The sequence below is a fragment of the Thermoplasmata archaeon genome, from assembly GCA_036395115.1.
GTDB lineage: Archaea > Thermoplasmatota > Thermoplasmata > RBG-16-68-12 > RBG-16-68-12 > RBG-16-68-12.
Map to the genome: position 1 here is coordinate 35,341 of DASWDU010000030.1, position 21,989 is coordinate 57,329.

General features: G+C 65.4%; 22 protein-coding genes, 1 tRNA gene and 1 rRNA gene. 20 read left to right on the forward strand and 4 right to left on the reverse strand.

Features of this window, described 5'->3' with window-relative positions; translation table 11 throughout:
• The first annotated feature begins 244 nt into the window (after window positions 1–244).
• The 4 genes from VF992_06900 (at window position 245) to VF992_06915 (ending at window position 2,851) form a co-directional block, all read left to right on the forward strand.
• Entirely contained in the window at window positions 245–712 is a 468-nt protein-coding gene (locus tag VF992_06900) for a DUF2203 domain-containing protein (GenBank protein HEX9340880.1), read from the forward strand.
• Window positions 713–750: 38 nt separating this feature from the next.
• Window positions 751–1,059, forward strand: a complete 309-nt coding sequence (locus VF992_06905; GenBank protein HEX9340881.1) for a metal-sulfur cluster assembly factor — start codon at window positions 751–753, stop codon at window positions 1,057–1,059.
• 91 nt (window positions 1,060–1,150) lie between these two features.
• The gene (locus VF992_06910) at window positions 1,151–1,669 is read left to right on the forward strand and encodes a hypothetical protein (protein HEX9340882.1); all 519 of its coding nucleotides are present in this window, start codon (window positions 1,151–1,153) and stop codon (window positions 1,667–1,669) included.
• Between the two features lie 18 nt (window positions 1,670–1,687).
• On the forward strand, window positions 1,688–2,851 hold the full coding sequence (locus tag VF992_06915) for a (Fe-S)-binding protein (protein ID HEX9340883.1): 1,164 nt from the start codon (window positions 1,688–1,690) through the stop codon (window positions 2,849–2,851).
• 11 nt (window positions 2,852–2,862) lie between these two features.
• Here VF992_06915 and VF992_06920 read toward each other — a convergent pair whose 3' ends face one another.
• Window positions 2,863–3,204 carry an iron-sulfur cluster assembly accessory protein gene (locus tag VF992_06920; protein HEX9340884.1) on the reverse strand — a complete coding sequence of 114 codons (342 nt, stop codon included), beginning with the start codon at window positions 3,202–3,204 and terminating at the stop codon, window positions 2,863–2,865.
• A gap of 144 nt (window positions 3,205–3,348) precedes the next feature.
• On the opposite strand from VF992_06920, the gene sufB (VF992_06925) reads away from it, so the two are divergent.
• From sufB (VF992_06925) to VF992_06980, 12 genes are all read left to right on the forward strand, one after another.
• On the forward strand, window positions 3,349–4,800 hold the full coding sequence (gene sufB / locus VF992_06925; protein HEX9340885.1) for a Fe-S cluster assembly protein SufB: 1,452 nt from the start codon (window positions 3,349–3,351) through the stop codon (window positions 4,798–4,800).
• Window positions 4,801–4,827: 27 nt separating this feature from the next.
• Window positions 4,828–5,598, forward strand: a complete 771-nt coding sequence (sufC, locus tag VF992_06930; GenBank protein HEX9340886.1) for a Fe-S cluster assembly ATPase SufC — start codon at window positions 4,828–4,830, stop codon at window positions 5,596–5,598.
• A gap of 14 nt (window positions 5,599–5,612) precedes the next feature.
• On the forward strand, window positions 5,613–6,953 hold the full coding sequence (sufD, locus tag VF992_06935; protein HEX9340887.1) for a Fe-S cluster assembly protein SufD: 1,341 nt from the start codon (window positions 5,613–5,615) through the stop codon (window positions 6,951–6,953).
• A gap of 52 nt (window positions 6,954–7,005) precedes the next feature.
• Window positions 7,006–7,455, forward strand: coding sequence for an SUF system NifU family Fe-S cluster assembly protein (locus VF992_06940; GenBank protein ID HEX9340888.1), 450 nt, complete (start codon window positions 7,006–7,008; stop codon window positions 7,453–7,455).
• A 2-nt stretch (window positions 7,456–7,457) separates the two neighbouring features.
• Window positions 7,458–8,783 carry a Fe-S cluster assembly protein SufB gene (sufB, locus tag VF992_06945; protein ID HEX9340889.1) on the forward strand — a complete coding sequence of 442 codons (1,326 nt, stop codon included), beginning with the start codon at window positions 7,458–7,460 and terminating at the stop codon, window positions 8,781–8,783.
• A 69-nt stretch (window positions 8,784–8,852) separates the two neighbouring features.
• Window positions 8,853–10,076: a cysteine desulfurase gene (locus tag VF992_06950; GenBank protein ID HEX9340890.1), complete on the forward strand. Its 1,224-nt coding sequence runs from the start codon at window positions 8,853–8,855 to the stop codon at window positions 10,074–10,076.
• A complete protein-coding gene (locus tag VF992_06955; protein HEX9340891.1) occupies window positions 10,076–10,465 on the forward strand; it encodes an SUF system NifU family Fe-S cluster assembly protein in 390 nt (129 codons plus the stop codon). The genes VF992_06950 and VF992_06955 overlap by 1 nt, the downstream gene beginning before the upstream one ends.
• Window positions 10,466–10,477: 12 nt before the next feature.
• Window positions 10,478–11,407 (forward strand): cysteine synthase family protein, encoded by a 930-nt coding sequence (locus tag VF992_06960; protein HEX9340892.1) that lies wholly within the window; start codon window positions 10,478–10,480, stop codon window positions 11,405–11,407.
• The gene (locus tag VF992_06965) at window positions 11,404–11,865 is read left to right on the forward strand and encodes a M67 family metallopeptidase (GenBank protein HEX9340893.1); all 462 of its coding nucleotides are present in this window, start codon (window positions 11,404–11,406) and stop codon (window positions 11,863–11,865) included. Before VF992_06960 ends, VF992_06965 begins: the two co-directional genes overlap by 4 nt.
• Window positions 11,866–12,003: 138 nt before the next feature.
• Entirely contained in the window at window positions 12,004–13,458 is a 1,455-nt protein-coding gene (moeB, locus tag VF992_06970) for a molybdopterin-synthase adenylyltransferase MoeB (protein HEX9340894.1), read from the forward strand.
• Window positions 13,459–13,573: 115 nt separating this feature from the next.
• The gene (locus VF992_06975; protein HEX9340895.1) at window positions 13,574–13,891 is read left to right on the forward strand and encodes a hypothetical protein; all 318 of its coding nucleotides are present in this window, start codon (window positions 13,574–13,576) and stop codon (window positions 13,889–13,891) included.
• A gap of 42 nt (window positions 13,892–13,933) precedes the next feature.
• On the forward strand, window positions 13,934–14,503 hold the full coding sequence (locus VF992_06980; GenBank protein HEX9340896.1) for a DUF1684 domain-containing protein: 570 nt from the start codon (window positions 13,934–13,936) through the stop codon (window positions 14,501–14,503).
• A gap of 15 nt (window positions 14,504–14,518) precedes the next feature.
• Here the strand turns inward: VF992_06980 and VF992_06985 are convergent, their stop codons facing one another.
• The 3 genes from VF992_06985 to VF992_06995 all read right to left on the reverse strand — a co-directional run bounded on the left by VF992_06985 (window position 14,519) and on the right by VF992_06995 (window position 15,898).
• Window positions 14,519–15,349 (reverse strand): Rab family GTPase, encoded by an 831-nt coding sequence (locus VF992_06985; protein HEX9340897.1) that lies wholly within the window; start codon window positions 15,347–15,349, stop codon window positions 14,519–14,521.
• 153 nt (window positions 15,350–15,502) lie between these two features.
• On the reverse strand, window positions 15,503–15,742 hold the full coding sequence (locus VF992_06990; protein HEX9340898.1) for a nickel-binding protein: 240 nt from the start codon (window positions 15,740–15,742) through the stop codon (window positions 15,503–15,505).
• A 73-nt stretch (window positions 15,743–15,815) separates the two neighbouring features.
• Window positions 15,816–15,898: transfer RNA gene (locus VF992_06995), tRNA-Ser, on the reverse strand.
• A gap of 255 nt (window positions 15,899–16,153) precedes the next feature.
• Between VF992_06995 and VF992_07000 the strand changes: the two genes are divergently transcribed.
• The 4 genes from VF992_07000 to VF992_07015 form a co-directional block, all read left to right on the forward strand.
• A complete protein-coding gene (locus tag VF992_07000; GenBank protein HEX9340899.1) occupies window positions 16,154–18,352 on the forward strand; it encodes a bifunctional alpha,alpha-trehalose-phosphate synthase (UDP-forming)/trehalose-phosphatase in 2,199 nt (732 codons plus the stop codon).
• Window positions 18,353–18,753: 401 nt separating this feature from the next.
• Window positions 18,754–19,431 (forward strand): hypothetical protein, encoded by a 678-nt coding sequence (locus tag VF992_07005; protein ID HEX9340900.1) that lies wholly within the window; start codon window positions 18,754–18,756, stop codon window positions 19,429–19,431.
• Between the two features lie 75 nt (window positions 19,432–19,506).
• Complete coding sequence (locus VF992_07010; protein ID HEX9340901.1) at window positions 19,507–20,301, forward strand: hypothetical protein; 795 nt, start codon at window positions 19,507–19,509, stop codon at window positions 20,299–20,301.
• 313 nt (window positions 20,302–20,614) lie between these two features.
• Window positions 20,615–21,989, forward strand: a 16S ribosomal RNA gene (locus VF992_07015); the annotation flags it as partial.

Here is a 21,989-nt window from a genome sequence, read left to right on the forward strand (position 1 = left end):
TGGTCTTCCACCGGGGGTCTCGGTGATCCTTCCTTTGGTTGCCGTGTCTATGGATGTATCGGAGGGAGATGAATGAAGGTGAAATCCGGACGAAGCGGCCCTCCATTTGACCATAGCGCGTGCCCGGCAGTTCTCTAACGGAAGCGCGATGCGGTGGGCAACCACCGCGGCGAAACCGCTGCCGGGTGACCACCTAGGCAAAGGGTAATCTCCTCCCACGTCAATGGAAGTTCCGAGGATCGCGATGGGTGGCCCCGCGGATCTCCGCATGCATTCCGACGCGCCCGTGCGCTTGTTCACGGTGAGGGAGGCGAACGACCTCATCCCGCGACTCGAACATCTGTTCCGGCAGATCGACCCGATGCTTGCGCGGCTGCGCGAGCTGCGGGACCTGATCGACGACGCGGAGGCGTACTGGGGCGAAGGCCTCGTTACCGCGCCGGCGAAGGACCGCGAGGCATACGCCGATGCCCTTTCCGAGCACGCGGACCTCGAGCGTTCCGTCCAAGGGACGGTAGACGAGATCCGCGCCCTCGGTTGCGAGCCGAAGGACGTGGCCCGCGGCCTCGTCGACTTCGCCGCGCGCGTCGGGAACGAGGTCGCCTATCTCTGCTGGCAGCGCGGCGAGGACCGCCTCGGGTGGTGGCACACGCTGGAGGCCGGCTTCGCGGGCCGGAAGGCCCTCACGCCCGAACCGGAACCGGAACGTTAATAGCGGACCGGTCCCGTAGGAAACGGCGAGGCACGCACATGGCGACGAAGGACGATGTGATCAGCGTGCTCCGGAAGTGTTACGACCCGGAGATTCCGATCAACATCTACGACCTCGGCCTCGTCTATAACATCGACCTGAACCCGGCCGACGGCAAGGTCGGCGTGAAAATGACCCTCACCGCGCCGGGATGCCCGGCGTCCGCATACATCCATCAGGACGTCAAGCGGAAACTCGAGCAATTGCCGGGGGTCAAAGAGGCGAAGGTCGACATCGTCTGGGATCCGCCGTGGACGCCTGAGATGATGTCCGAGACGGCGAAGAAGCAGTTCGGTTGGGGCATCTGATCCGCCCCGAATCGAGGCCGGTATCGGGCCCCAATCTTGATATTCCCTCGCCTGTATCTGCGGGTGCAAGTTTCCGGGGGTGGAAGTCACCTTGACCTCGACGGGCGGGAAGGCGTCGGAGGCCCTGGCGCGGGCGATCGGCGCGCTCGTCGAGGGCGTCACGTTCTACGACCTCGCGAACGCCGCGGTCGCGGAGGTGCGGGTGAAAGTCGCCTTCGAGGACCTCGGCCGACGGAAGAAGGCGCAGCTCGCACGGCTCGAGTCCGTGACCGGCCGGTCCGCGAAAGACGCCGCGATCCTCCCGGGGATTTATCCCATGGACGTCGTCTCGAAGGTCACGTGCTACGTCTGCGGCTACGTCGCGGAAACGAAGGCGATGCCGAACCAGTGCCCGAACTGCGGCGCGGCCCGGTACGCATTCGAGAAGGAGATCACACTGTCGAAGGCGTGGGAGATCGCCGCGGATGCGGGCCGGAAGTCCGCGGCCGTGTTCCGGGAGGAGGCCGCACGCACCGACCGACCGACCCGGGCTGTCTTGGAGGAACTCGCGGACGACGAAGACCGGGAGGCCGCTGAGGCGGCGCGACAGCTCGAGGAGCTCCGCACCTGAGACGGTGGGTGGAATCGCATGCCCCGCCTCGCGAAGATGCCTCCCATTCAGGAAGACGTCCACGCGTGCACGATGTGCGGCTACTGCGTCCCCGTGTGCCCGGCGTACCAGGAGGCGGGCTGGGAGGGCGCATCCCCCCGGGGCCGGATCTTCGCGCTGCGGCAATACGAGATGCGCGGGCCGCTGGACCGCCTGCTCGGCCGTCACGTGAAGCCGGGCGAAGACTTCGCGCGAAACGCGTGGGAGTGCACCGGCTGCGGCGCCTGCGAGGCGATTTGCCCCGTCGACATCCCGTTCGACACCCTGTGGGACGACGTCAAGGCGTGGATGGTGAACTCCGGGTACGCCCGGCCGCAGCTCGAGCCGTATCTGGAGAACGTCCGGGAAACGCACAACTTGTTCGGCGAGCCGGCCGAGGCGCGCGCCGCGTGGATCCCCCCGGAGGCCGTCCAATCGGAGACCCCGGAGGTCATCTACTGGGTGGGCTGCGTCGCGAGCTACAAGAAGCAGCAGATCGCCCGGGCCGTCGTGAAGATCCTGAACGCCGCGCGGGTGCCGTACAAGATCCTCGGGACGGAGGAATGGTGCTCCGGCGCGCCGATCGCTCGGATGGGCTACCAAGAGGTGACGAAGAAGGAGCTCATGCCGCACAACGTCCGGGCGGTCCAGGAGACCGGCGCGAAGGTCCTCGTGACCGCGTGCGCCGAGTGCTACCGGGCGTTCGCCCGGGACTACAAGCAGTGGGGCGGGAACCCGCCGTTCAGCGTGTTTCACATCGCGCATTACGTCGAGAAGCTGATCCGGGAGAAGCGGATCGCGTTCACGAAGCCGCTGCCGCAGAAGGTCGCGTTCCACGACGCGTGCCACCTGTCCCGCGTCAGCAAGGTGTACGAGCCGCCGCGCCAGGCGTTGAAGTTCATCAAGGACCTCAAGATCCTCGAGATCCTCCCCTCGAAGGAGGACGCGCTCTGCTCGGGGGCTGGCGGCGGCTTCCCGGCCGTCTTCCCGGAGCAAGCCGCCGGAGTGGGACAGCGGCGCCTCGACGCGGTGGAGGACACGGGCGCGACGAGCCTCGTCACGACGTGCCCGCACGCCGAGATGCACTTCTCCGATATCGCCCAGAGGCGGAACATGCAGCTGAGCATCGTCGACCTGGCCGAGATGCTCGCCCAGGCCCTCTGACCGCCGCCGGCTCAGATCGTGAAGCTCAGCCCGCACGAACACGAATGCTTCGCGTTCGGGTTGGTGATCTTGAATTGCCCGCCGAAGAGGTCTTCCTCCCAGTCCAGCCTCGACCCGCGCAGGTACGTCATGCTCTTCGGGTCGACGAACACCTTGACGTCCTGCTCCGCGACGACGAGGTCCGTCGGCCGCGGGGCGTCCGCGAGGTCCATGCGGTACTGCATTCCGCTGCAGCCGCCCGCGATGATCCGCAGGCGCAACGAGGCGCCCGGTTTGCTCTCCTTCTGCTGCAACACGTGGATCCGGCGGACGGCGCCCTCCGTCACGACGAGCGGCAGTTCCTCCGGGGGCATCACGTCGCGTTCGAACGCGGCGCCTCGACTTAAGTCTTCCGTCGAAAATCGTGCGTCGTTCGTCATTCGTGGAGCGCACGACCAAAGATATATATAACAACGTTATAGTGTCTATTCCGCTCCTCGAAAACAGGAGGCCTGTCCATGGTCACCAAGAGCGTAATCCAGGAGCAAATGTCGAAGCAGGAGTACAAGTACGGCTTCGTCGCGGACCTCGACGAGGACACGGTCCCGAAGGGCCTGAACGAGGACGTCGTCCGGCTCATCTCCCAGAAGAAGAAGGAGCCGGAATGGATGCTCGATTGGCGCCTTCGCGCCTACCGGCACTGGCTCACGATGAAGGAGCCGAAGTGGTCGAACGTCCGATATCCTCCGATCAACTATCAGGACATCATCTACTACGCCGCGCCGAGGCCGAAGAAGCCCGTGAACAGCCTCGAGGACGTCGACCCGGAGATCCGGAGCCTGTACGCCAAGCTCGGCATCCCGCTCCAGGAGCAGGAACGCCTCGCGGGCGTCGCGGTCGACGCGGTCTTGGACAGCGTGTCCGTCGCGACGACGTTCAAGCAGCGGCTCGCCGATGAGGGCATCATCTTCTGCTCGTTCTCCGAGGCGGTCCAGGAACACCCGGACCTCGTCCGGAAGTACCTGGGGTCCGTCGTACCCTTCAACGACAACTTCTTCGCCGGCCTGAACAGCGCGGTCTTCTCCGACGGCTCGTTCGCGTACGTCCCCCCGGGCGTGCGCTGCCCGATGGAGCTGTCCACGTACTTCCGGATCAACGCGCAGGACACGGGCCAGTTCGAGCGCACCCTGATCATCGCGGACGAGCGGGCGTACGTCAGCTATCTCGAGGGATGCACGGCGCCGATCCGGGACACGAACCAGCTTCACGCGGCGGTGGTCGAGCTGATCGCCCTCGATGACGCCGAGATCAAGTACTCCACGATCCAGAACTGGTACCCGGGGGACAAGGAAGGGAAGGGAGGCATCTACAACTTCGTCACGAAGCGCGGGAAATGCCTCGGCGTGAATTCGAAGATCTCGTGGACCCAGGTCGAGACCGGTAGCGCGATCACGTGGAAGTATCCGAGCTGCATCCTCCAGGGGGACAACTCCACGGGCGAGTTCTACTCCGTCGCCGTCGTGAACAACTACCAGCAGGCCGACACGGGGACGAAGATGCTCCACATCGGGAAGAACACCCGCAGCACGATCATCTCCAAGGGCATCTCCGCCGGCTACGGCCGGAACACGTACCGGGGCCGGGTGCACATCCACAAGGGCGCGACGGGCGCCCGGAACTACTCCCAGTGCGACTCCCTTCTGATCGGCTCCGTGTGCGCCGCGTTCACGTTCCCCGACATCGTGGTCCAGGATCCGACCGCGCAGATGGAGCACGAGGCGTCGACCTCGAAGATCGGGGACGAGCAGCTTTTCTACTGCCAGACGCGGGGCCTGACGCCGGAGGACGCGACGAACATGATCGTGAACGGGTTCTGCAAGCAGGTGTTCCTGAAGCTCCCCATGGAGTTCGCGGTCGAGGCCCAGAAGCTGATCGGCGTGAGCCTGAACCTCGAAGGCACGGTCGGCTGATTGCGCCGCGTGACGGAGGAAGACAGCATGCTTGAGATTCAGAATCTGCACGTCAAGGTGAGCGGCAAGGAAATCCTGAAAGGGATCGACCTCTCGATCCAGCCCGGGCAGGTGCACGCGATCATGGGACCGAATGGGAGCGGCAAGACGACCCTCGCGCAGGTCCTCGCCGGCCGTATCACGTACGAGGTCACGCAAGGCAAAGTCCGCTTCGAAGGAAAGGACCTCTTGGCGATGCGCCCCGAAGACCGCGCCCGCGAGGGCGTGTTCATGGCGTTCCAGTACCCCGTCGAGATCCCGGGCGTGAGCAACGCCTATTTCCTCAAAGCGGCGTTGAACGCGATTCGCAAGTATCGCGGCCAGGAGGAGATCGACGCCATGGACTTCATGGCCCTCGTCCAGGAGAAGGCGAAGCTCCTCGCTCTCGACGAGACGTTCATGAAGCGCGGTCTGAACGAGGGATTCTCCGGCGGCGAGAAGAAGAAGAACGAGGTGTTCCAGATGGCCGTCCTCGAGCCGAAGTTCTGCATCCTCGACGAGACGGACTCCGGCTTGGACATCGACGCCCTGCGCCTCGTGGCCAACGGGATCAACGCGATGCGCAGCCCGGCCCGGGCGATGCTCGTCGTCACGCACTACCAGCGTCTCCTCGACTACGTCGTCCCGGACGTCGTCCACGTCCTCGTCGACGGGAAGATCGTGAAGAGCGGCGACGCGGATCTCGCCCGCAACCTCGAGAAGCACGGTTACGGCTGGATTGTCGAGGAGGCCCCGAGACCAGCGCCCGCGCGTCCGTGAGGCCGGTGGCGGACGTGGCCGTCGCCGTCGACGCCAAGCAGACGTATGTCGGGGAGTTCGCGTCGTCCGAGAAGGAACTCGGCGGGCCGAAGTGGCTCCGCACGCTGCGCAAGACGGCGATCGGGCGTTTCGAGTCCCTTGGCTTCCCGACGCAGAAGCACGAGGAATGGAAATACACGAACCTCGCGCCGCTCCTCCGGGTTCCGTTCAAGCCGGCGATCCTGGCACGTCCGGACGGCGTCGTCGCCGAGAAGCTCGACCCCTTCACCTTCGGCGTGCTGAAGACGAGCCGCGTCGTGTTCGTGAACGGCCGTTATTCGCCCCGCCTCTCGTACCTCCGGTCCTTGCCAGAGGGCGTTCGGGTCGTGCCGGTGGCGGAGATTCTCCGCTCGGAGCCGAGCATCCTCGAGAAGCACCTCGGTCGCTACGCGAGCTTCGAGGCCGACCCGTTCGTCGCGTTGAACACGGCGTTCTTCCAGGACGGCGCGTTCGTCGAGATTCCTAAGAACACCGTCATCGATGAACCGATCCATCTCCTCTTCTTGTCGGCCTCATCCGACTTGCCGATCGTCTCCTACCCCCGGAACCTGATTCGGCTCGGCCCGAACAGCCAGGCGACCGTCATCGAGACGTACGCAGGCTGGGCCCCCGACGTCACGTTCGCGAACGGCATCACGGAGGTCGTCGTCGGACCGGGCGCGACCCTCGAACACTACAAGGTGCAGCGGGAGTCTGAACGCGCGTTTCACTTCGCGACGATGACGGTCGACCAAGACCGGGATTCGTCCGTGACGGCGCATTCCATGTCGTTCGGCGGCTCTCTGTCGAGGAACTCCGTGTACACGAAATTCGGCGGGGAAGGCGGCAGCCTCGCGCTCAACGGGATCTTCATGCCGCGGGAGACGCAGCAACACGACAACTACACGCGGATCGACCACGTGGCCCGATCGTGCACGAGCGTCGAGCTGTACCGCGGGATCCTCGACGGCAAGTCGCGCGGCGTCTTCAACGGAAACATCTACGTCCGGAAGGATGCACAGAAGACGGTCGCGCGGCAGACGAACAAGAACCTCCTCCTCTCAAAGGAGGCGTTCGTCGACAGCACGCCGGGCCTCGAGATCCTCGCGGACGACGTGAAGTGCAACCACGCGTCGACGATCGGCCAGCTGGACGACAACGCGGTCTTCTACCTGCGGTCGCGCGGCGTCGACGAGGAGGCCGCCCGGAACATCCTGACGTACGCCTTCGTCGCGGACGTCGTGAACCAAGTGAGGGTCGCACCGATCCGCATCAAGCTCGACCAGCTCATCCTTTCGCGCCTGCCGAAGGGGGCCGGCCTCGGGGTGACCTCATGAGGCCCGACACAATTATTCGTCGAGCGTCCGGTCCCGGTAAGGGGGCTCGCTGATGCCCGACCTCCGTGAGTTGTACCAGGAGACGATCCTCGACCACAGCAAGAAGCCTCGGAACTTCCGCGAGCTCCCGGAGGCGAGCGCGAAGGCGGTCGGCCACAACCCGCTGTGCGGGGACCGGGTGACCGTCTACCTGCGGGTCGACGACAGCAAGATCGCGGACGTCGCGTTCGTCGGCCAGGGCTGCGCGATCTCGAAAGCCTCGGCGTCGCTGATGACCGACGCGGTCAAGGGGAAGTCGAAGGCGGAAGCGCACGCGTTGTTCGAGCGGTTCCACAAGATGGTGACGGCCCGTCCGGGCGACCCCGTGGACGCCTCGCTCGGCAAGCTGGCGGTCTTGTCCGGCGTCTGCGAGTTCCCCGTCCGGGTGAAGTGCGCCAGCCTGCCATGGCACACCCTCGAGGCGGCGCTCGAGGCGAAGACGGACACGGTCTCCTTGGAGTGAGGATGACCCGCGCCGACGTCTCCCGCACCGCCTCTCGCGACATGGTACGCCACGCGATCGACGCGGGCCCGAGCGCGGACGCGGTCGCTGGCCTGTCGAAACGCCGCAACGAGCCCGATTGGATGCTCCGCCTGCGGCTGCAGGGACTCGAGTCGCTGCGGTCTGAAGGCATGCCCGCGTGGGCCTCGTTCCTGCGGGACGTGGACTTCGACGGCATGGTCGGCGCGGACGCTTCGCCGCCTCCGGTTCCGGCCGAGGCGCGGGAACCTTCCCTGATCGCAGGCCTCGGCGCCCTCGCCGCGTCCGAGGAGGCGTACCGCGGAGTGCGGAAGGACCTCGAATCCCAGGGCGTACGGTTCCTCGGGATGCCGGCGGCGCTCGCGCACCTCCCCGACCTCGTGAAGGCGCATTTCGCGTCCGTCGTGGCGGCGGACGACCATCCGCTCGCCGCCCTGAACTCCGCGTTGTGGACCGGGGGATCGTTCCTGTACGTGCCCCCCGGCGTCCGCGTCGAGGTGCCGCTCCAAGCGGAGATTCGCGACGATTACGTCGGCGTCGAGCCGTTCGAGCGGAACGTCATCGTCGCGGACCGCGGCGCCGACGTGACGTATATCGAGGGGTGCACCGCGCCCGTCTACACGCCCGACGAGATACACGTCTCCGCGATCGAAGTGCTCGCGATGCCCGGCTCCCGCGTACGGTACATCGCCTTGCAGAACTTCTCGAAGGGGGTCGACAACCTCGTCACGAAACGGGCGATCGTCCATGAGGACGCGTCGATCGCGTGGGTCGACATCAACCTCGGCTCCCGCCGGACGTGGAAGGTGCCCCGGGCGGATCTGCGGGGAGCCGGCGCCTCGGCGGAGTTCGTCGGCGTCGCCTTCGCGGGCCCGGGCCAGCACGAGGACATCGGCGCCGAGATGGTCCATCGGGCGCCGCGGACCCGGTCCCGGATCGTGAATCACGGCATCGTCCGCGGAGGCGGCCGCGCAAGCCTCCGGTCCGGGGTGCGTGTGGCGCCCGGGGCGACGGGCGTCACATCGTCCGTCGAATGGTCGTCCCTGATGCTCGATGCCGAATCGCGCACCGAGACCGCGCCATCGATCGAGATCGACGAGGCGGACGCCGAGGTCGCGCAGGAGGGCGCCGTGCGGAAGGTGAGCGACGACATGCTGTTCTACATGACGTCCCGCGGCGTCACGAGCGAGGAGGCGCTGCACATGATCGTCCTCGGCATCGCCGGGGTCGCGACAAGTCGCATCCCAGTCGAGTACGCGGTCGAGGTCGACCGGCTCCTGGAGCTGGAGCTCGGGGGCGGCGTTGGCTGACGAGAAGACTCAAGTAGGGAGCCTGGCATCGGAAGGTGGAACGACATGGTGAAACCCGCCAAGGTCCTGCTGAACGTCCCCGCGATCAAGGCGGACTTCCCGATCCTGCAGCGGACGATCCGGGACAAGCGGCTCGTGTACCTGGACAGCGCCGCCACCTCGCAGAAGCCCCACCAGGTCATCGAGGCGACGTCGGACTACTATGCGCGGTACAACGCGAACGTGCACCGCGCGATCTACGAGCTCGGCGAGGAGTCCACGAGAGAGTACGAGGGCGCTCGGGAGAAAGTCGCCGCGTTCATCGGCGCGAAGTCGCCGAACGAGGTCGTGTTCACGAAGTCGACGACGGAGTCGATCAACGTCATCGCGTACGGCTACGGCCTGAAAGGGAAGATCACAAAGGGCGACGAGATCGTCGGCTCGGTCATGGAGCATCACTCGAACCACGTGCCCTGGCATTTCGTGAAAGATCACAAGGGGGCCGTGCTCAAGTACGTCGATGTGCACGACGACGGCACGCTCAGGATGGAGCAGTACGACGACCTCCTGTCGGAGCGCACGAAAATCGTGACGGTCACGATGTGCTCGAACGTCCTCGGGACGATCAACCCGGTCAAGGAGATCGTGAAGCGGGCGCACGAGGTCGGCGCGATCTGCGTCGTCGACGCGGCCCAAGCCGCCCCGCATATGCCGATCGACGTGCAAGATCTCGATGCGGACTTCCTCGCGTTCAGCGGTCACAAGATGCTCGGGCCGACGGGGATCGGCGTCCTGTACGGGAAGCCGAAGCTCCTCGAGGCGACGGAGCCGCTGCTCGGCGGCGGCGAGATGATCCGCGAAGTCCACCTCGGATCGGCGAAGTGGAACGACGTTCCGTACAAGTTCGAGGGCGGCACCCCGAATATCGCAGGCGCGATCGGCCTCGGCGTGGCGGTCGACTATCTGTCGAACATCGGGATGGAGGCGGTCCGGGCGCACGAGATGGAGATCACGGAATACGCGCTCGAGAGGCTGGGCCGGCTCAAGGGCGTGCAGACGTTCGGTCCGAAGGACGTCACGAAGCGTGCGGGCGTCGTGTCCTTCACGATCGATAACGCGCACCCGCACGACATCGCCTCGATCCTCGACGTCGAGGGGATCTGCGTCCGCTCGGGCCACCACTGCGCCCAGCCGCTCATGGAGCGGTTCGGCCTTCCGGCCACGGCGCGGGCGTCGTTCTACGTCTACAACGACCTCGAGGACGTCGACGCGCTCGTCGCCGGGATCAAGCGGGTCCAAGAGGTCTTCTCCTGATGTCCGCGGCGTACGACCTGTACCAAGAGCAGATCCTCGACCACTACAAGCATCCGAGGAACAAGGGGCCCCTGCCCGATGCGACGTACAACGCGCACGACTCGAACCCGCTGTGCGGCGACGAAGTCGTACTGCATCTCAAGGTGGACGCATCGCGTGTCGCCGACGTGCGCTTCGAGGGCCAAGGGTGCGCGATCAGTCAGGCGAGCGCCTCGATGCTGACGACGATGCTCAAGGGCGTCCCCGTCGCGGAGGCGGAAGCGGTCGATCGCGAGGCGGTCCTGAAGAAGCTCGGGATCCCGCTGAGCGCGGTCCGTCTCAAGTGCGCCCTGCTCTCCCTGCACGTCCTGAAGCTCGCCCTCGGCAAGCAGGCGGACGTCGCGACGTGAGGCCGCCGACCCATGCGAGCGGACGCGACGACGCGGAACGCCACGCGCCTCGCGGACCGGATCGGGCGCACCCCGCTTCTCCCGCTTGAAAGGATTGCGGCGCACGTGGCCCCGGGCGTCCGGCTCTTCGCCAAGGCGGAGTGGCTCAACCCGGGCGGGAGCGTGAAGGACCGCGCCGCCCTGGGCATGCTGCGTTCCGCGGAGAGGGCCGGGCTGACGCGGGATCACGTGCTCCTCGACGCGACCTCGGGCAACACGGGAATCGCCATCGCGATGCTCGCCGCGGCGGAAGGATACCGGGCGACGCTGTGTGTACCGGCGAACGTCAGCCCCGGACGACGACGGATCCTCGAGGCGTACGGCGCCGAACTCGTCTTCACGCCCGCCCCCGAGGGGACGGACGGGGCCCAAGACGCCGCAAAACGGCTCGCCGCCGCTCACCCCGATACGTACTGGTATCTCGACCAGTACAACAACGAGGCGAACTGGCGCGCGCACTTCGAATCGACGGGACCTGAAATCTGGGATCAGACGCACGGACGGATCACGCACCTCGTCGCGTGCCTCGGGACGACGGGGACGTTCGTGGGCGCCGGGCGGTTTCTGAGGAGGGGGGGTCGCCACGTCGGCTTGGTGGCCGTCCAGCCGGACGGCCCGTTCCACGGGATCGAAGGGGTGAAGCGCCTCGAGGGTTCGCGGGTCCCCGGGATCTGGGATCCGACCCTCGTCGACGAGACCATGTCCGTCGCGACGGAGGACGCGCAGGCGGCGGTCCGCCGCCTCGCGCGGGAGGAAGGCGTCCTCGTCGGCACCTCGAGCGGCGCCGCGCTTGATGCCGCGATTCGGCTCGCCGAGCGAATTCGCGAGGGGCTCATCGTGGCCATCTTCCCGGACGGCGGCTCGATGTACCTCGGAGAACGGTACTGGGAGAAGGCTCCGTGACGATCGGGATCCCGAAGGCCGTCGTCCGGGCAATCGAGGACCACGCGCGTGACGCGTTTCCGGAAGAGTGTTGCGGTTTCCTCCTCGGCCATTCGGGCGAGCCTCGCCGCACCGTCGAGTCCCTTCGCGCGAAGAACGCCGCATCGGAGGATCGAGAGCACCGCTACGTCGTCGACCCGCTCGAACTCCTCCGCGCGGACGACGAGGCGCGGGCGCACGGCCACGAGTTGATCGGGATCTACCACAGCCATCCGAACCACCCGGCCGTCCCCTCGGAGTTCGATCGACTCCGGGCCGCGAGTTGGTATTCCTACGTCATCCTGCGTATCGTCGATCGGGAGCCGAAGGAGATGACCGCCTGGGTCTTCGACGACGCGACGAAACGGTTCGTGTCCGAGGCCATCCTCCATTCGGGGCGGAAGGCCACGAGGCCATCTCGGCCGGACGGCGGAAGTTAACCTTGTTTAAGGTTAACGGGGCCGCCTTCCCTCCATGCCACTCTCGGTCCCCGAGCCGGCGTCGGTCGCGCTACTCGGATTCGAATTCGAGCCGGGGCGAACCTTAAGTAGACCACCCGAATGGTTGGGACTGCGAACATGACGAGCGTGAAGATTGTCATCCCCACGGCCTTGCGGCAGTACGCCGGCGGCAAGGACGCTGTGGATGTGGAGGCGGAGAGCGTGCACGAGGCGATCGGGAACCTGGTCGATCGATTCGACCAGCTCCGCCACCATCTCTACACCGATGACGGTCGCCTCCGGAACTTCGTGAACGTCTACGTGAACGAGGAGGACATCCGCTATCTCCGGAACGCCCGGACCACACTGAAGGACGGGGACACAATCTCCATCGTGCCGAGCATCGCGGGTGGATCGTCCTCGCTGATGGACCGTCTCGCCGCGAGGCGCAAGGATGCTCTTTCGCCCTCCGAGATCAAGCGATACTCGCGCCACCTCATCCTCCCGGAGGTCGGCATGGCGGGCCAACTGAAGCTCAAGCAGTCGTCCGCGTTGGTCATCGGAGCGGGCGGTCTCGGCGTGCCGCTCACGCAGTACCTCGGCGCCGCGGGCGTCGGCCGCCTGGGGGTCGTCGATTTCGACGTGATTGACGAGACGAACTTGCAGCGGCAGGTCCTGTATGGTACGAAGGACGTCGGCCGTAAGAAGCTCGAGGTCGCGAAGGAACGCATCTCGCAGATCAATCCGAACGTTGACGTGCAGACCTACGAGACGCGGCTGACCTCAGACAACGCGATGGACATCCTGAAGGACTACGACGTGGTCATCGACGGGACTGACAACTTCCCGACGCGGTACCTCGTGAACGACGCGGCCGTCCTCCTGAAGAAGCCGAACGTCTACGGCTCGATCTTCCGGTTCGAAGGCCAGGCGAGCGTCTTCCACGCGGAGAAGGGCCCGTGCTACCGCTGCCTCTACGCGGAACCGCCGCCCCCGGGCCTCGTGCCCTCGTGTGCGGAAGGCGGCGTCCTCGGCGTCCTGCCGGGGATCATCGGTTCGATCCAGGCGATCGAGGCGATCAAACTCCTGTTGGGGAAAGGCGACACGCTGATCGGCCGCCTGCTCGTGTTCGATGCGCTCCGCATGAAGTTCCGCGAACTGCGCCTCCGGAAGAACCCGGCCTGCCCGGTGTGCGGCACCGACCCGACGATCAAGGAACTCATCGATTACGAGGAGTTCTGCGGGCTTCGCGGCCCATCGGAGCAGCTCGGCGAGGAGTTCCAAATCTCTGTCGAGGAGCTGAAAGAGAGGATCGACGAAGGACGTGAGGTCGTCCTCCTCGATGTGCGGGAACCGATGGAATGGGAGATCGCGAGGTTGGACCGGGCGATCCTCATGCCCGTCGCGCAGGTGCCCGCGCGTGTGAACGAGCTCAGCACCGCCGACGAGATCGTCGTGTACTGCAAGACGGGCGCTCGGTCCGGGCGCATCACGAATTTCCTTCGGGAGCTCGGGTTCCGCAAGGTGAAGAACCTCGTCGGCGGGATCGACGAGTGGGCCGACAAGGTCGAGCCCGAGATGCCCCGGTACTAAGGACGGAGCCCCTATTGCCGCCTCCGGCCGACCCGAGGCGCCAGCAGCTTGAAGGACCGGGGTCGCTCGAATTCGTGTCGGCAAAGATAAAACGACTCGGCCCCATCGCGTCGTAGTGCCCCTGGACCCCGGGACCGTCCATCGCTTCGCGATGCTCGAACGCGCGGTGAAGTCTTTCGCGAAGACGAGCCGTTTTGACGAATCTCTGAAGCTCATCGAGGAGATGCTCACGATCGCCCCCGAGGACGCCGGCTTGTCCAAGCTGAAGGCGCGCATCGGAGCAGACCTCGTGAAGCAGGCGGTACAGGTACAGAAAATTGCCGCGGCCACGCGGATCGTCGAACTCATCGAGGGGAACGTTCCCGCGGCGCATCTGGGCCAGACGGAAAAGGATCTCCTCGCGAAAGCGAAGGAACGTCTGTACTCGATGTAGGTCACAACAGGCTTATGGCCGACGAAGGGCGTCGTGCGCCCCATGACACTCAAGCAATCCCCGGCCGACTACGCGAAAAGCGTTGAGACGATGCGCCGAGAGAAGGACTATTTCTTCAAGGAGGACCATGAGTCTCCGATCCCCCACGGACTCCGCCAGGCTTTTCAGGGGCTCGCGTACTTCGCGCCGGATACGAAATATCGTGTCCACGCGAAGCTTGTGAAGGATCCGAACCCGCCGCGGATAGTCCTCGCGACCTCGAAGGGCGTCCCGCGCGACATGATTCGGTACGGGGTGTTCGAGTTCGAGGTCGCCGGCACGCCGCAGCGGCTCGCCGCCTACAAGTCCGTACCGCAGCCGGGCCACCCTCACGCGGACGAGGGCCTCTTCGTCCCGTTCCGTGATACGACCTCCGGGAAAGAGACGTACGGGGCGGCTCGGTACCTCGACATCGAAGAGCGCCCGACGGACGAGTACGTGATCGACTTCAACGTTGCCTACAATCCTTACTGCGCGTACAGCGAGGACTACGTGTGCCCCTTCCCACCGCGGGAGAACTGGCTAACGACGGCGATCCTCGCGGGCGAGAAGAACTTCCCGTTGAAGGCGTGACGTCCGCCCGCGGACCTACAGGTCCGGCCCGTCGAGCCATCCCAGCCGACGGTCTCGGTTCGCCTCGATCTCCTCGGGTGCCTTGAAATCCTGCTCGACCGTCGCTAGGCGATTGATGAGGGCGCGGATCGCCTCGACGGTCGGCGCGCGTACGTCGAGGCCCGCCAGGCCCAGCTGGCGCTTCACGATCGGCATGCCCGTCTCGACGCCGCCCATCCGGTAGCAGAAGTCCGTCATGATCTTGTCCGTCACGCGGATCAGCCGGTCGACCGGCTCTTGCGGCGGCGTCACGAGGTCCACGCGCTTCGCGACGTGATGGGCCGCACCGAGGATCTGGTCCCCGAGCGCCTTGAAGGCCGACTCGACCTTGTCGCCCGTCTTTGCGCTCGTCAGGATGCCGGGACAGGAGTACTTCTGCGCGAGGAAGTAGAGGTATTCCTCGGCCCAGACGCGGTCCGCGACGAGGTCCGACTTGTTCCCCGCGAGGACCATCGGCACGCGGCCCGTGAGGCGCCACACCGCGGGGATCCAGTAGTCCTCAAGCGCCCGACGACTTTCATCGTTCGTGGCGTCGTATACGAGCAGGACGCCTTGCGCGCCTTTGATCGCGGTCTCCTGCACCCCGCTGTATCCCTTCTGCCCGAGGACGTCCCAGATCTGCATGATCATCTCGATCTCGTCGAGGGCCGAGCCGACGTTCACGCTCTTCTTCGAGATCTTCGTGCCGACGGTTGTGATGTAGTCGTCCGAATACTGGTCGACGACGAACCGGCGGACGAGCGATGTCTTCCCGACGCCACCGTCCCCGAGGAGGACGACTTTGACCTTGAAGGGTTCCCGGGCCATGGACGTCGTTTCGCCATCCCACAAGTCCCTTCTTTAATCGTTCCCCGTGGTTCTCAGGGACCGGATTATTGCCCGCGGAGCGAGGACGCCTGCGGCTCTCCGGGCCGAGGCTCCGCCGGACCCCCGCGAACGCCCCGCCTCCCCCCGACGCGCTCAATCCCGGGTGGATTCGACCTCGTGAATCCAGTCGCAACGGACCCCGATCTTCGCGTGGTGCTTCTCGATTGCTTCCATGTCCGGCGCGTCGAGCACGCAATACAGCTTGTTCTCCGCCTCGCTGTACAGGATGTCGTGGTGGCTCACACCGAACTCGTCGATCGGCGAGCGCTGGGCCTCGCGAAGTTGTTCCGCCGTCAGCGGATTCATCGGATGCGCGTCGATGAACTTCGGCATCCGGGCGGGATCGCCCGCAGGCTAGATAGTCGTTGCGTTTCCGCGCCGCCGCAGAACTTGGTACCAGTCTCTGCGCGGGGAGGGGGATTTGAACCCCCGAGCGCAGAGCGCACGGGGTTAGCAACCCCGCGCCCTACCAGGCTAGGCGATCCCCGCAGGCGCGCGCCCATTGGGAAGCGGGCTATAAACGCTTTCGGGACTCGGCCGCCGCGGGTCGCACGAACCGAATCCTCTTCCGGAAAAAGGGGAGCGAGTCAGAGGATGTCGCTCGTCGTTGGATCGTTATCGAGGACAAGATTATTACGCTTGGCGTCTTCGGAACGAATGCGCGTCCTCCCGAGACCGCGAAATGAGGCATCGAACCGACGCCTCAGTTCCATCCTCGAGGACCCGCGTTCGTTTCGGACGACCATGACCTTGATCCTCGTATCGAACCGGCTCCCCGTTACACTGAAGCGGATCGGATCCCGGCTCGACATCCGCATGAATCCCGGCGGGGTCGCGGCAGGCCTCGCTTCCTTCTATCGGGAGCACGGCGCCCGCTGGTTCGGCTGGCCCGGCGACGTCGCGCCTTCCGAGTCGCGCCGGATTGCGTCGCGGCTCAAGAAGGACTTTGGTTGCCATCCCGTGTTCCTCCCTCGGCCCCTCGCCCGATCCTTCTATGCCGGGTTCTCGAACGGTACATTGTGGCCCCTCTTCCACTCCTTCTCGACGTACGCACGCTACTCCGCGTCGGAATGGGCCTCGTACCGCGAGGTGAACGAGCGTTTCGCCGACGAGGTCGCGCGGGCGCTCCGCCCGAAGGACGTCGTCTGGATTCACGACTATCAACTGTTGCTCGTGCCGAAGATGATCCGCGAACGCGCACCGGACGCGCAGATCGGCTTTTTCCTGCACATCCCGTTCCCGCCGTACGACGTCTTCCGGCTCCTCCCTTGGCACCGCGAACTCCTGCGAGGCATGCTGGGCGCGGATCTGATCGGTTTCCACACGTACGATTACATGCGCGCGTTCGTCGGGAGCGTGCGGCGCGGCCTCGGATACGAGAGTCGCATCGGGACGATTGCGACGGAGCATCGCGTCGTCCAGGCCGACGTGTTCCCGCTGGGGATCGACGTCGAGGCGTTCGCGTCCACGCCGGTCGGGCCCGCGGCGGCGAGTTCGATCGCGCGGCTTCGCCGGGCCCTCGGGTCGTCGAAGCTCCTGTTCTCCGTTTCCCGGCTCGACTACACGAAGGGCATCCGGGAGCAGATCGAGGCGTTCGGCCGGTTCCTCGAGTCGCATCCGGAGTGGCGCCGCAAGGTGGCGTACGTCCTCGCCGTGGTCCCGTCGCGGGAGCGCGTGGCCGAGTACGCCCGCCTCAAGCGAGAGATCGATGAGCGGGTCGGCCGGATCAACAGCCGCTACGGGACGCTCGCCTGGACGCCGATCCGGTATCTGTACCGCCAGCTCGAATTCGAAGAGTTGCTGGCCCTGTACCGCGCGAGCGACGTCGGGTTCATCACTCCGTTGCGAGACGGGATGAACCTGGTCGCGAAGGAGTACGTCGCATCGAGACAAGAGCCGAGCGGCGTCCTGATCCTCAGCGAGATGGCCGGAGCCTCGCGGGAACTGCTCGAGGCGCTCGTCGTGAACCCGAACGATGTGGACGAGGTCGTGGATGCGATCGGCCGAGCGCTCACGATGCCCGCGGAGGAGCAGGCCGCCCGGATCCGGGCGATGCAAGACCGGCTCCGCCGCTACGACGCGCGGACCTGGGCGACGAAGTTCCTCGAGCGGCTCGACGACGTCGTCCGCCTCTCTCAGGACCTCGCGGTCAAACGGCTCTCCGGAGGACATCGGGACCAGATTCGTCGGGCCTTCCATAGGGCCAGGCGGCGTCTCCTCCTCCTCGACTACGACGGCACCCTCGTCCCGTTCTCCGTCGACCGCGGCGCGGTCTCCCCGGACGCGCGGATTCGTCGGCTCCTCGAGGGCCTCGGGTCCGACGCCGCCAATTATGTCGCCCTGGTGAGCGGCCGGTCCCGCCAGGATTTGGAAAAGTGGTTCGGCGAGATTCCGATTACCCTGATCGGAGAGCACGGCGCCTGGGTTCGCGACCGCAGGGACCGCAAGTGGGAAGCGATGCTCTCCGCGGATCCGGAGTGGAAGGATCGGGTGAGGCCGTTCATCGATCGTTTCGTCGAGCGGTTGCCCGGCTCCGCCGTCGAGGAGAAGGACTTCTCGCTTGCATGGCACTACCGTTCGGTCGACATCGAGACCGGGATGGCCGCTGCGAGGGAGCTCGTCGACGTCTTGACGTCGTTGACTGCGAGCCTTGATTTGCAGGTCTTTTCCGGGAATCGGGTCGTCGAGATTCGCCGAGGAGGGGTGAACAAGGGCACGTTCTTCGCGACCCGTCTTGCGCGGGAGCCGTGGGACTTCATCCTCGCGGTCGGTGACGACTCGACGGACGAAGCGCTGTTTTCCGCGCTCCCCGCGAGTGCCTGGTCGATCCGAGTGGGCTTCGGGGCATCCTCGGCTCGATTCAGCGTCGAGGCCGTCGCGGACGTGCTCGATCTCCTTGAGACACTGCCTTCCGAGGCCCCGACACTCCCGAAGAAGCCGTGATCGTCCTGGAGGCGCGGCCGTTATCGGTCGCCGCTACAGCGGTCGGAGAAGCTCTTCGGGGAGGGCCGCGTCGCCCGGCGTCGGTTCGTGGCCTTCCGAGGTCCCAGGCACCGGCGTCGTCCGGTCTCGCCGGCAACCAGGTCTTGTACGCGTTCTGGTAGGCGAGAGCGGCTACGCGGTGGTCGAATCGCCGACTCCCTGAACGGTCCGCCGCCGTGACAGTCCGTACCACAGGTTCAAGAAGGTGCGGGGACGTCCGCGTTTCGCGGGCTCTTTGCGTCGCTTCCGGAGGGATCTGACTGTCGACGCCATCGTCAAAAAAGGGGTTGTCGCGTCGCGAGTGGATCGAGAGCGGCCTTGTGCTGGGAGCTGCAAGCGCGGCCCAGGTCGCGGAGACGTGGGTGGCACTCAACGTCGCCCAGACGCTCCTCCCCGCCCTCTTCGCTCCGTATCCGTTCAGAGGGACCATCGAGGATCGGCTCATGTACACCCGATTCCCGACCGACCAATGGTGGAACTCGCGGGCGGGGACGGCGGTTCGCGTGACGGACTTTTCCCTATGGCAAGGGGCGGGCGCCGTCTGGAGGGGGCTGTTCCGGGACGGCGCGTACGTCCCCGGGACCGGCTTCCCGGCCCTCGTGATCCGAGTCATCCGCGACGACACGTATTTCCGGGCCCCCGATCCCAACCCGTACGGCCTCCCCGCCGGGTTCGGTCTGTTCTACGACGATCCCTTGCGCGACATCCGGCTCGTGGCGCTGTTCGACCGCTGCACGCACCTCTGTTGCTACCCGGGATGGCATGTGATCTCAGATCCGCCTCCCGGGCGGACCTACACCGTGTCGCCACCGACGTACGACGTCTACGGCCAGGACCCCGTGTATTGTGTGTGCCACGACGCGCAATACGATCCGCTCCTCCTCGTCCGCGACGTGAATCCGCTTAACAACGTCGTGTTCGTCGGCGCGCAGGTGGTGCATCCCCCCGCGACGTACGCCATGCCCGTCATCCCGATCCGGGCGGTCTCGGACGAGCTGTACGGCGGGATGGCGAATCCCGCCTGGTACGCGTACTGCTGAGCCGAAGCGCGTCCGCGCAAGTGATACATACCGCAGGTTCAAGACCCGGAAGAGGGAGTCGTCTTCGGCCGGCCGATGTCGCGCCGGCTTCGGGACGAATCCGGAGGGATCGCCACGTCATGGGACGAGGAACAGCCAGAAGAGCGTCGCTGGACAAGGCGCGAATGGACGAAGTTCGCGATCGCGGCGGGGCTTGTCGGATCGGTCACGTCGATCGGCGCGACGGTCTCGGGCCAGCTTCTTCCTCCGCCCCTGAAATTTCCCGGTGAGCTCCGGGAGCAGATTTACTACACGAAATGGCCCACGGCCGCATGGTGGAACAGCCGCCAAGGCCGTCCGATTCGCGTCACGGACTTCGAGGAATGGCAAGGGGCCACGGGCGTGTGGCGCGGCCTCTTCCTCGACGGTCGTTGGATCCCCGGCACGGGCTATCCGGTCCTCGTGATCCGTCTGAAGTACGACGCCCCGGAGTTCCGCCTCCCGGAGGACGTCACCCCGCCCGAAGGGTACGCATTCGCGTACGATGATCCGGATGCGCGCATCCGCCTCGTCACCCTGTTCGATCGGTGCACGCATCTGTGCTGCTATCCGGGCTGGCATGTCATCCCGGTCGCGTACCGGGACTATCGGGTCCCTTCTCCGACGTACGCCGTATACGGCGAAGACCCGATCCTCTGCATCTGTCACGGATCCCAGTACGATCCGTTCCTCCTGACGACGGACGTGAATCCGAAGAACGAGGTTGTGTATCTCGGGGCCACGCACGTCCACGGGCCGACGCAACGCGCGCTGCCCGTCGTGGCGGTGCGGAGCGAGGGCGGCGTCCTCGTCGGCGGGATGTCCGATCCTCGCTGGTATCAGTACTGCTAGGCCCGCGGACTCCATGCGAAAGCGGGTCGAAAGACTCATATAGCCCGCTCCGGTATCTGTTGGAAGACTCGGCAAAGGCGACGAGACTTTCGAGTCACCGTCGCCCGAGTCCGTGGTGGCCGCTTTCGGCGAAGGCCCCGATTTGTGACGGGCCCCCTTCTGACGCGGCCGACACTGTGGAGGTTTGAGAACCCCGCGTCCTCGGGGGCGCGTGCCCTCTCGAACCCGACGCTCGCGATCAAGGCAGAGGTATGTTCGAGCTACCTCGCCAAGATTCCTTTGAGATGGCGTACATATCCGTCGCGTGAGATCAACTCCGGTTGATCCTGCCGGCGGGCACCGCTATGGGAGTTCGCTTAAGACATGCGAGTCGAGAGGTGCAAGACCTCGGCGGACGGCTCAGTAACACGCGGATAATCTGCCCTCAGGTGGGGAATACTCTCGGGAAACTGAGGCTAATGCCCCATAGATCTGGGATGCTGGAACGCTTCCAGGTCGAAAGCTCCGGCGCCTGAGGATGGGTCTGCGGCCTATCAGCTTGTAGGGGGTTTTACAGACCCCCTAGGCTTCGACGGGTACGGGCTATGGGAGTAGTCGCCCGGAGATGGATTCTGAGACACGAATCCAGGCCCTACGGGGCGCAGCAGTCGCGAAAACTCCGCAATGTGGGAAACCACGACGGGGGAACTCCCAGTGCGGACACTTTGTGTCCGCTGTTCTCGTGCCTAAAAAGCACGAGAAGTAAGGGCCGGGTAAGACGGGTGCCAGCCGCCGCGGTAATACCCGCGGCCCGAGTGGTGCTCATTATTATTGAGTCTAAAACGTCCGTAGCCGGTCGGGTAGATTCCTGGGTAAATCGAACCGCTTAACGGTTCGCATTCCGGGGAGACCGTCCGACTTGGGACCGGGAGAGGCGCGAGGTACTCCTGGGGTAGGGGTAAAATCCTGTAATCCTGGGAGGACCACCAGTGGCGAAGGCGTCGCGCTAGAACGGATCCGACGGTCAGGGACGAAGCCCAGGGGCGCAAACGGGATTAGATACCCCGGTAGTCCTGGGTGTAAACGCTGCAGGCTTGGTGTCGGGGGTCCTACGGGGGCGCCCGGTGCCGGAGCGAAGGTGTTAAGCCTGCTACTTGGGGAGTACGGTCGCAAGACTGAAACTTAAAGGAATTGGCGGGGGAGCACCGCAACGGGAGGAGCGTGCGGTTCAATTGGATTCAACGCCGGAAAACTCACCGGGGGCGACCCTCGCATGAAGGCCAGGCTGATGACCTTGCCTGATTTTGGGAGAGGTGGTGCATGGCCGTCGTCAGTTCGTACCGTAAGGCGTTCTGTCAAGTCAGATAACGAACGAGACCCTCGCCCTTAGTTGCTAGTTCCTCCTCCGGGAGGGGCGCACACTAGGGGGACCGCTGGTGCTAAATCAGAGGAAGGAGAGGTCAACGGTAGGTCCGTATGCCCCGAATCCCCCGGGCAACACGCGCGCTACAAAGGACGGGACAATGGGCTCCGACACCGAGAGGTGGAGGCAACCCCGAAACCCGTTCGTAGTTCGGACTGAGGGCTGTAACCCGCCCTCACGAAGATGGATTCCGTAGTAATCGCGTGTCAACATCACGCGGTGAATATGCCCCTGCTCCTTGCACACACCGCCCGTCAAGCCACCCGAGTTGAGCCTGGGTGATGGT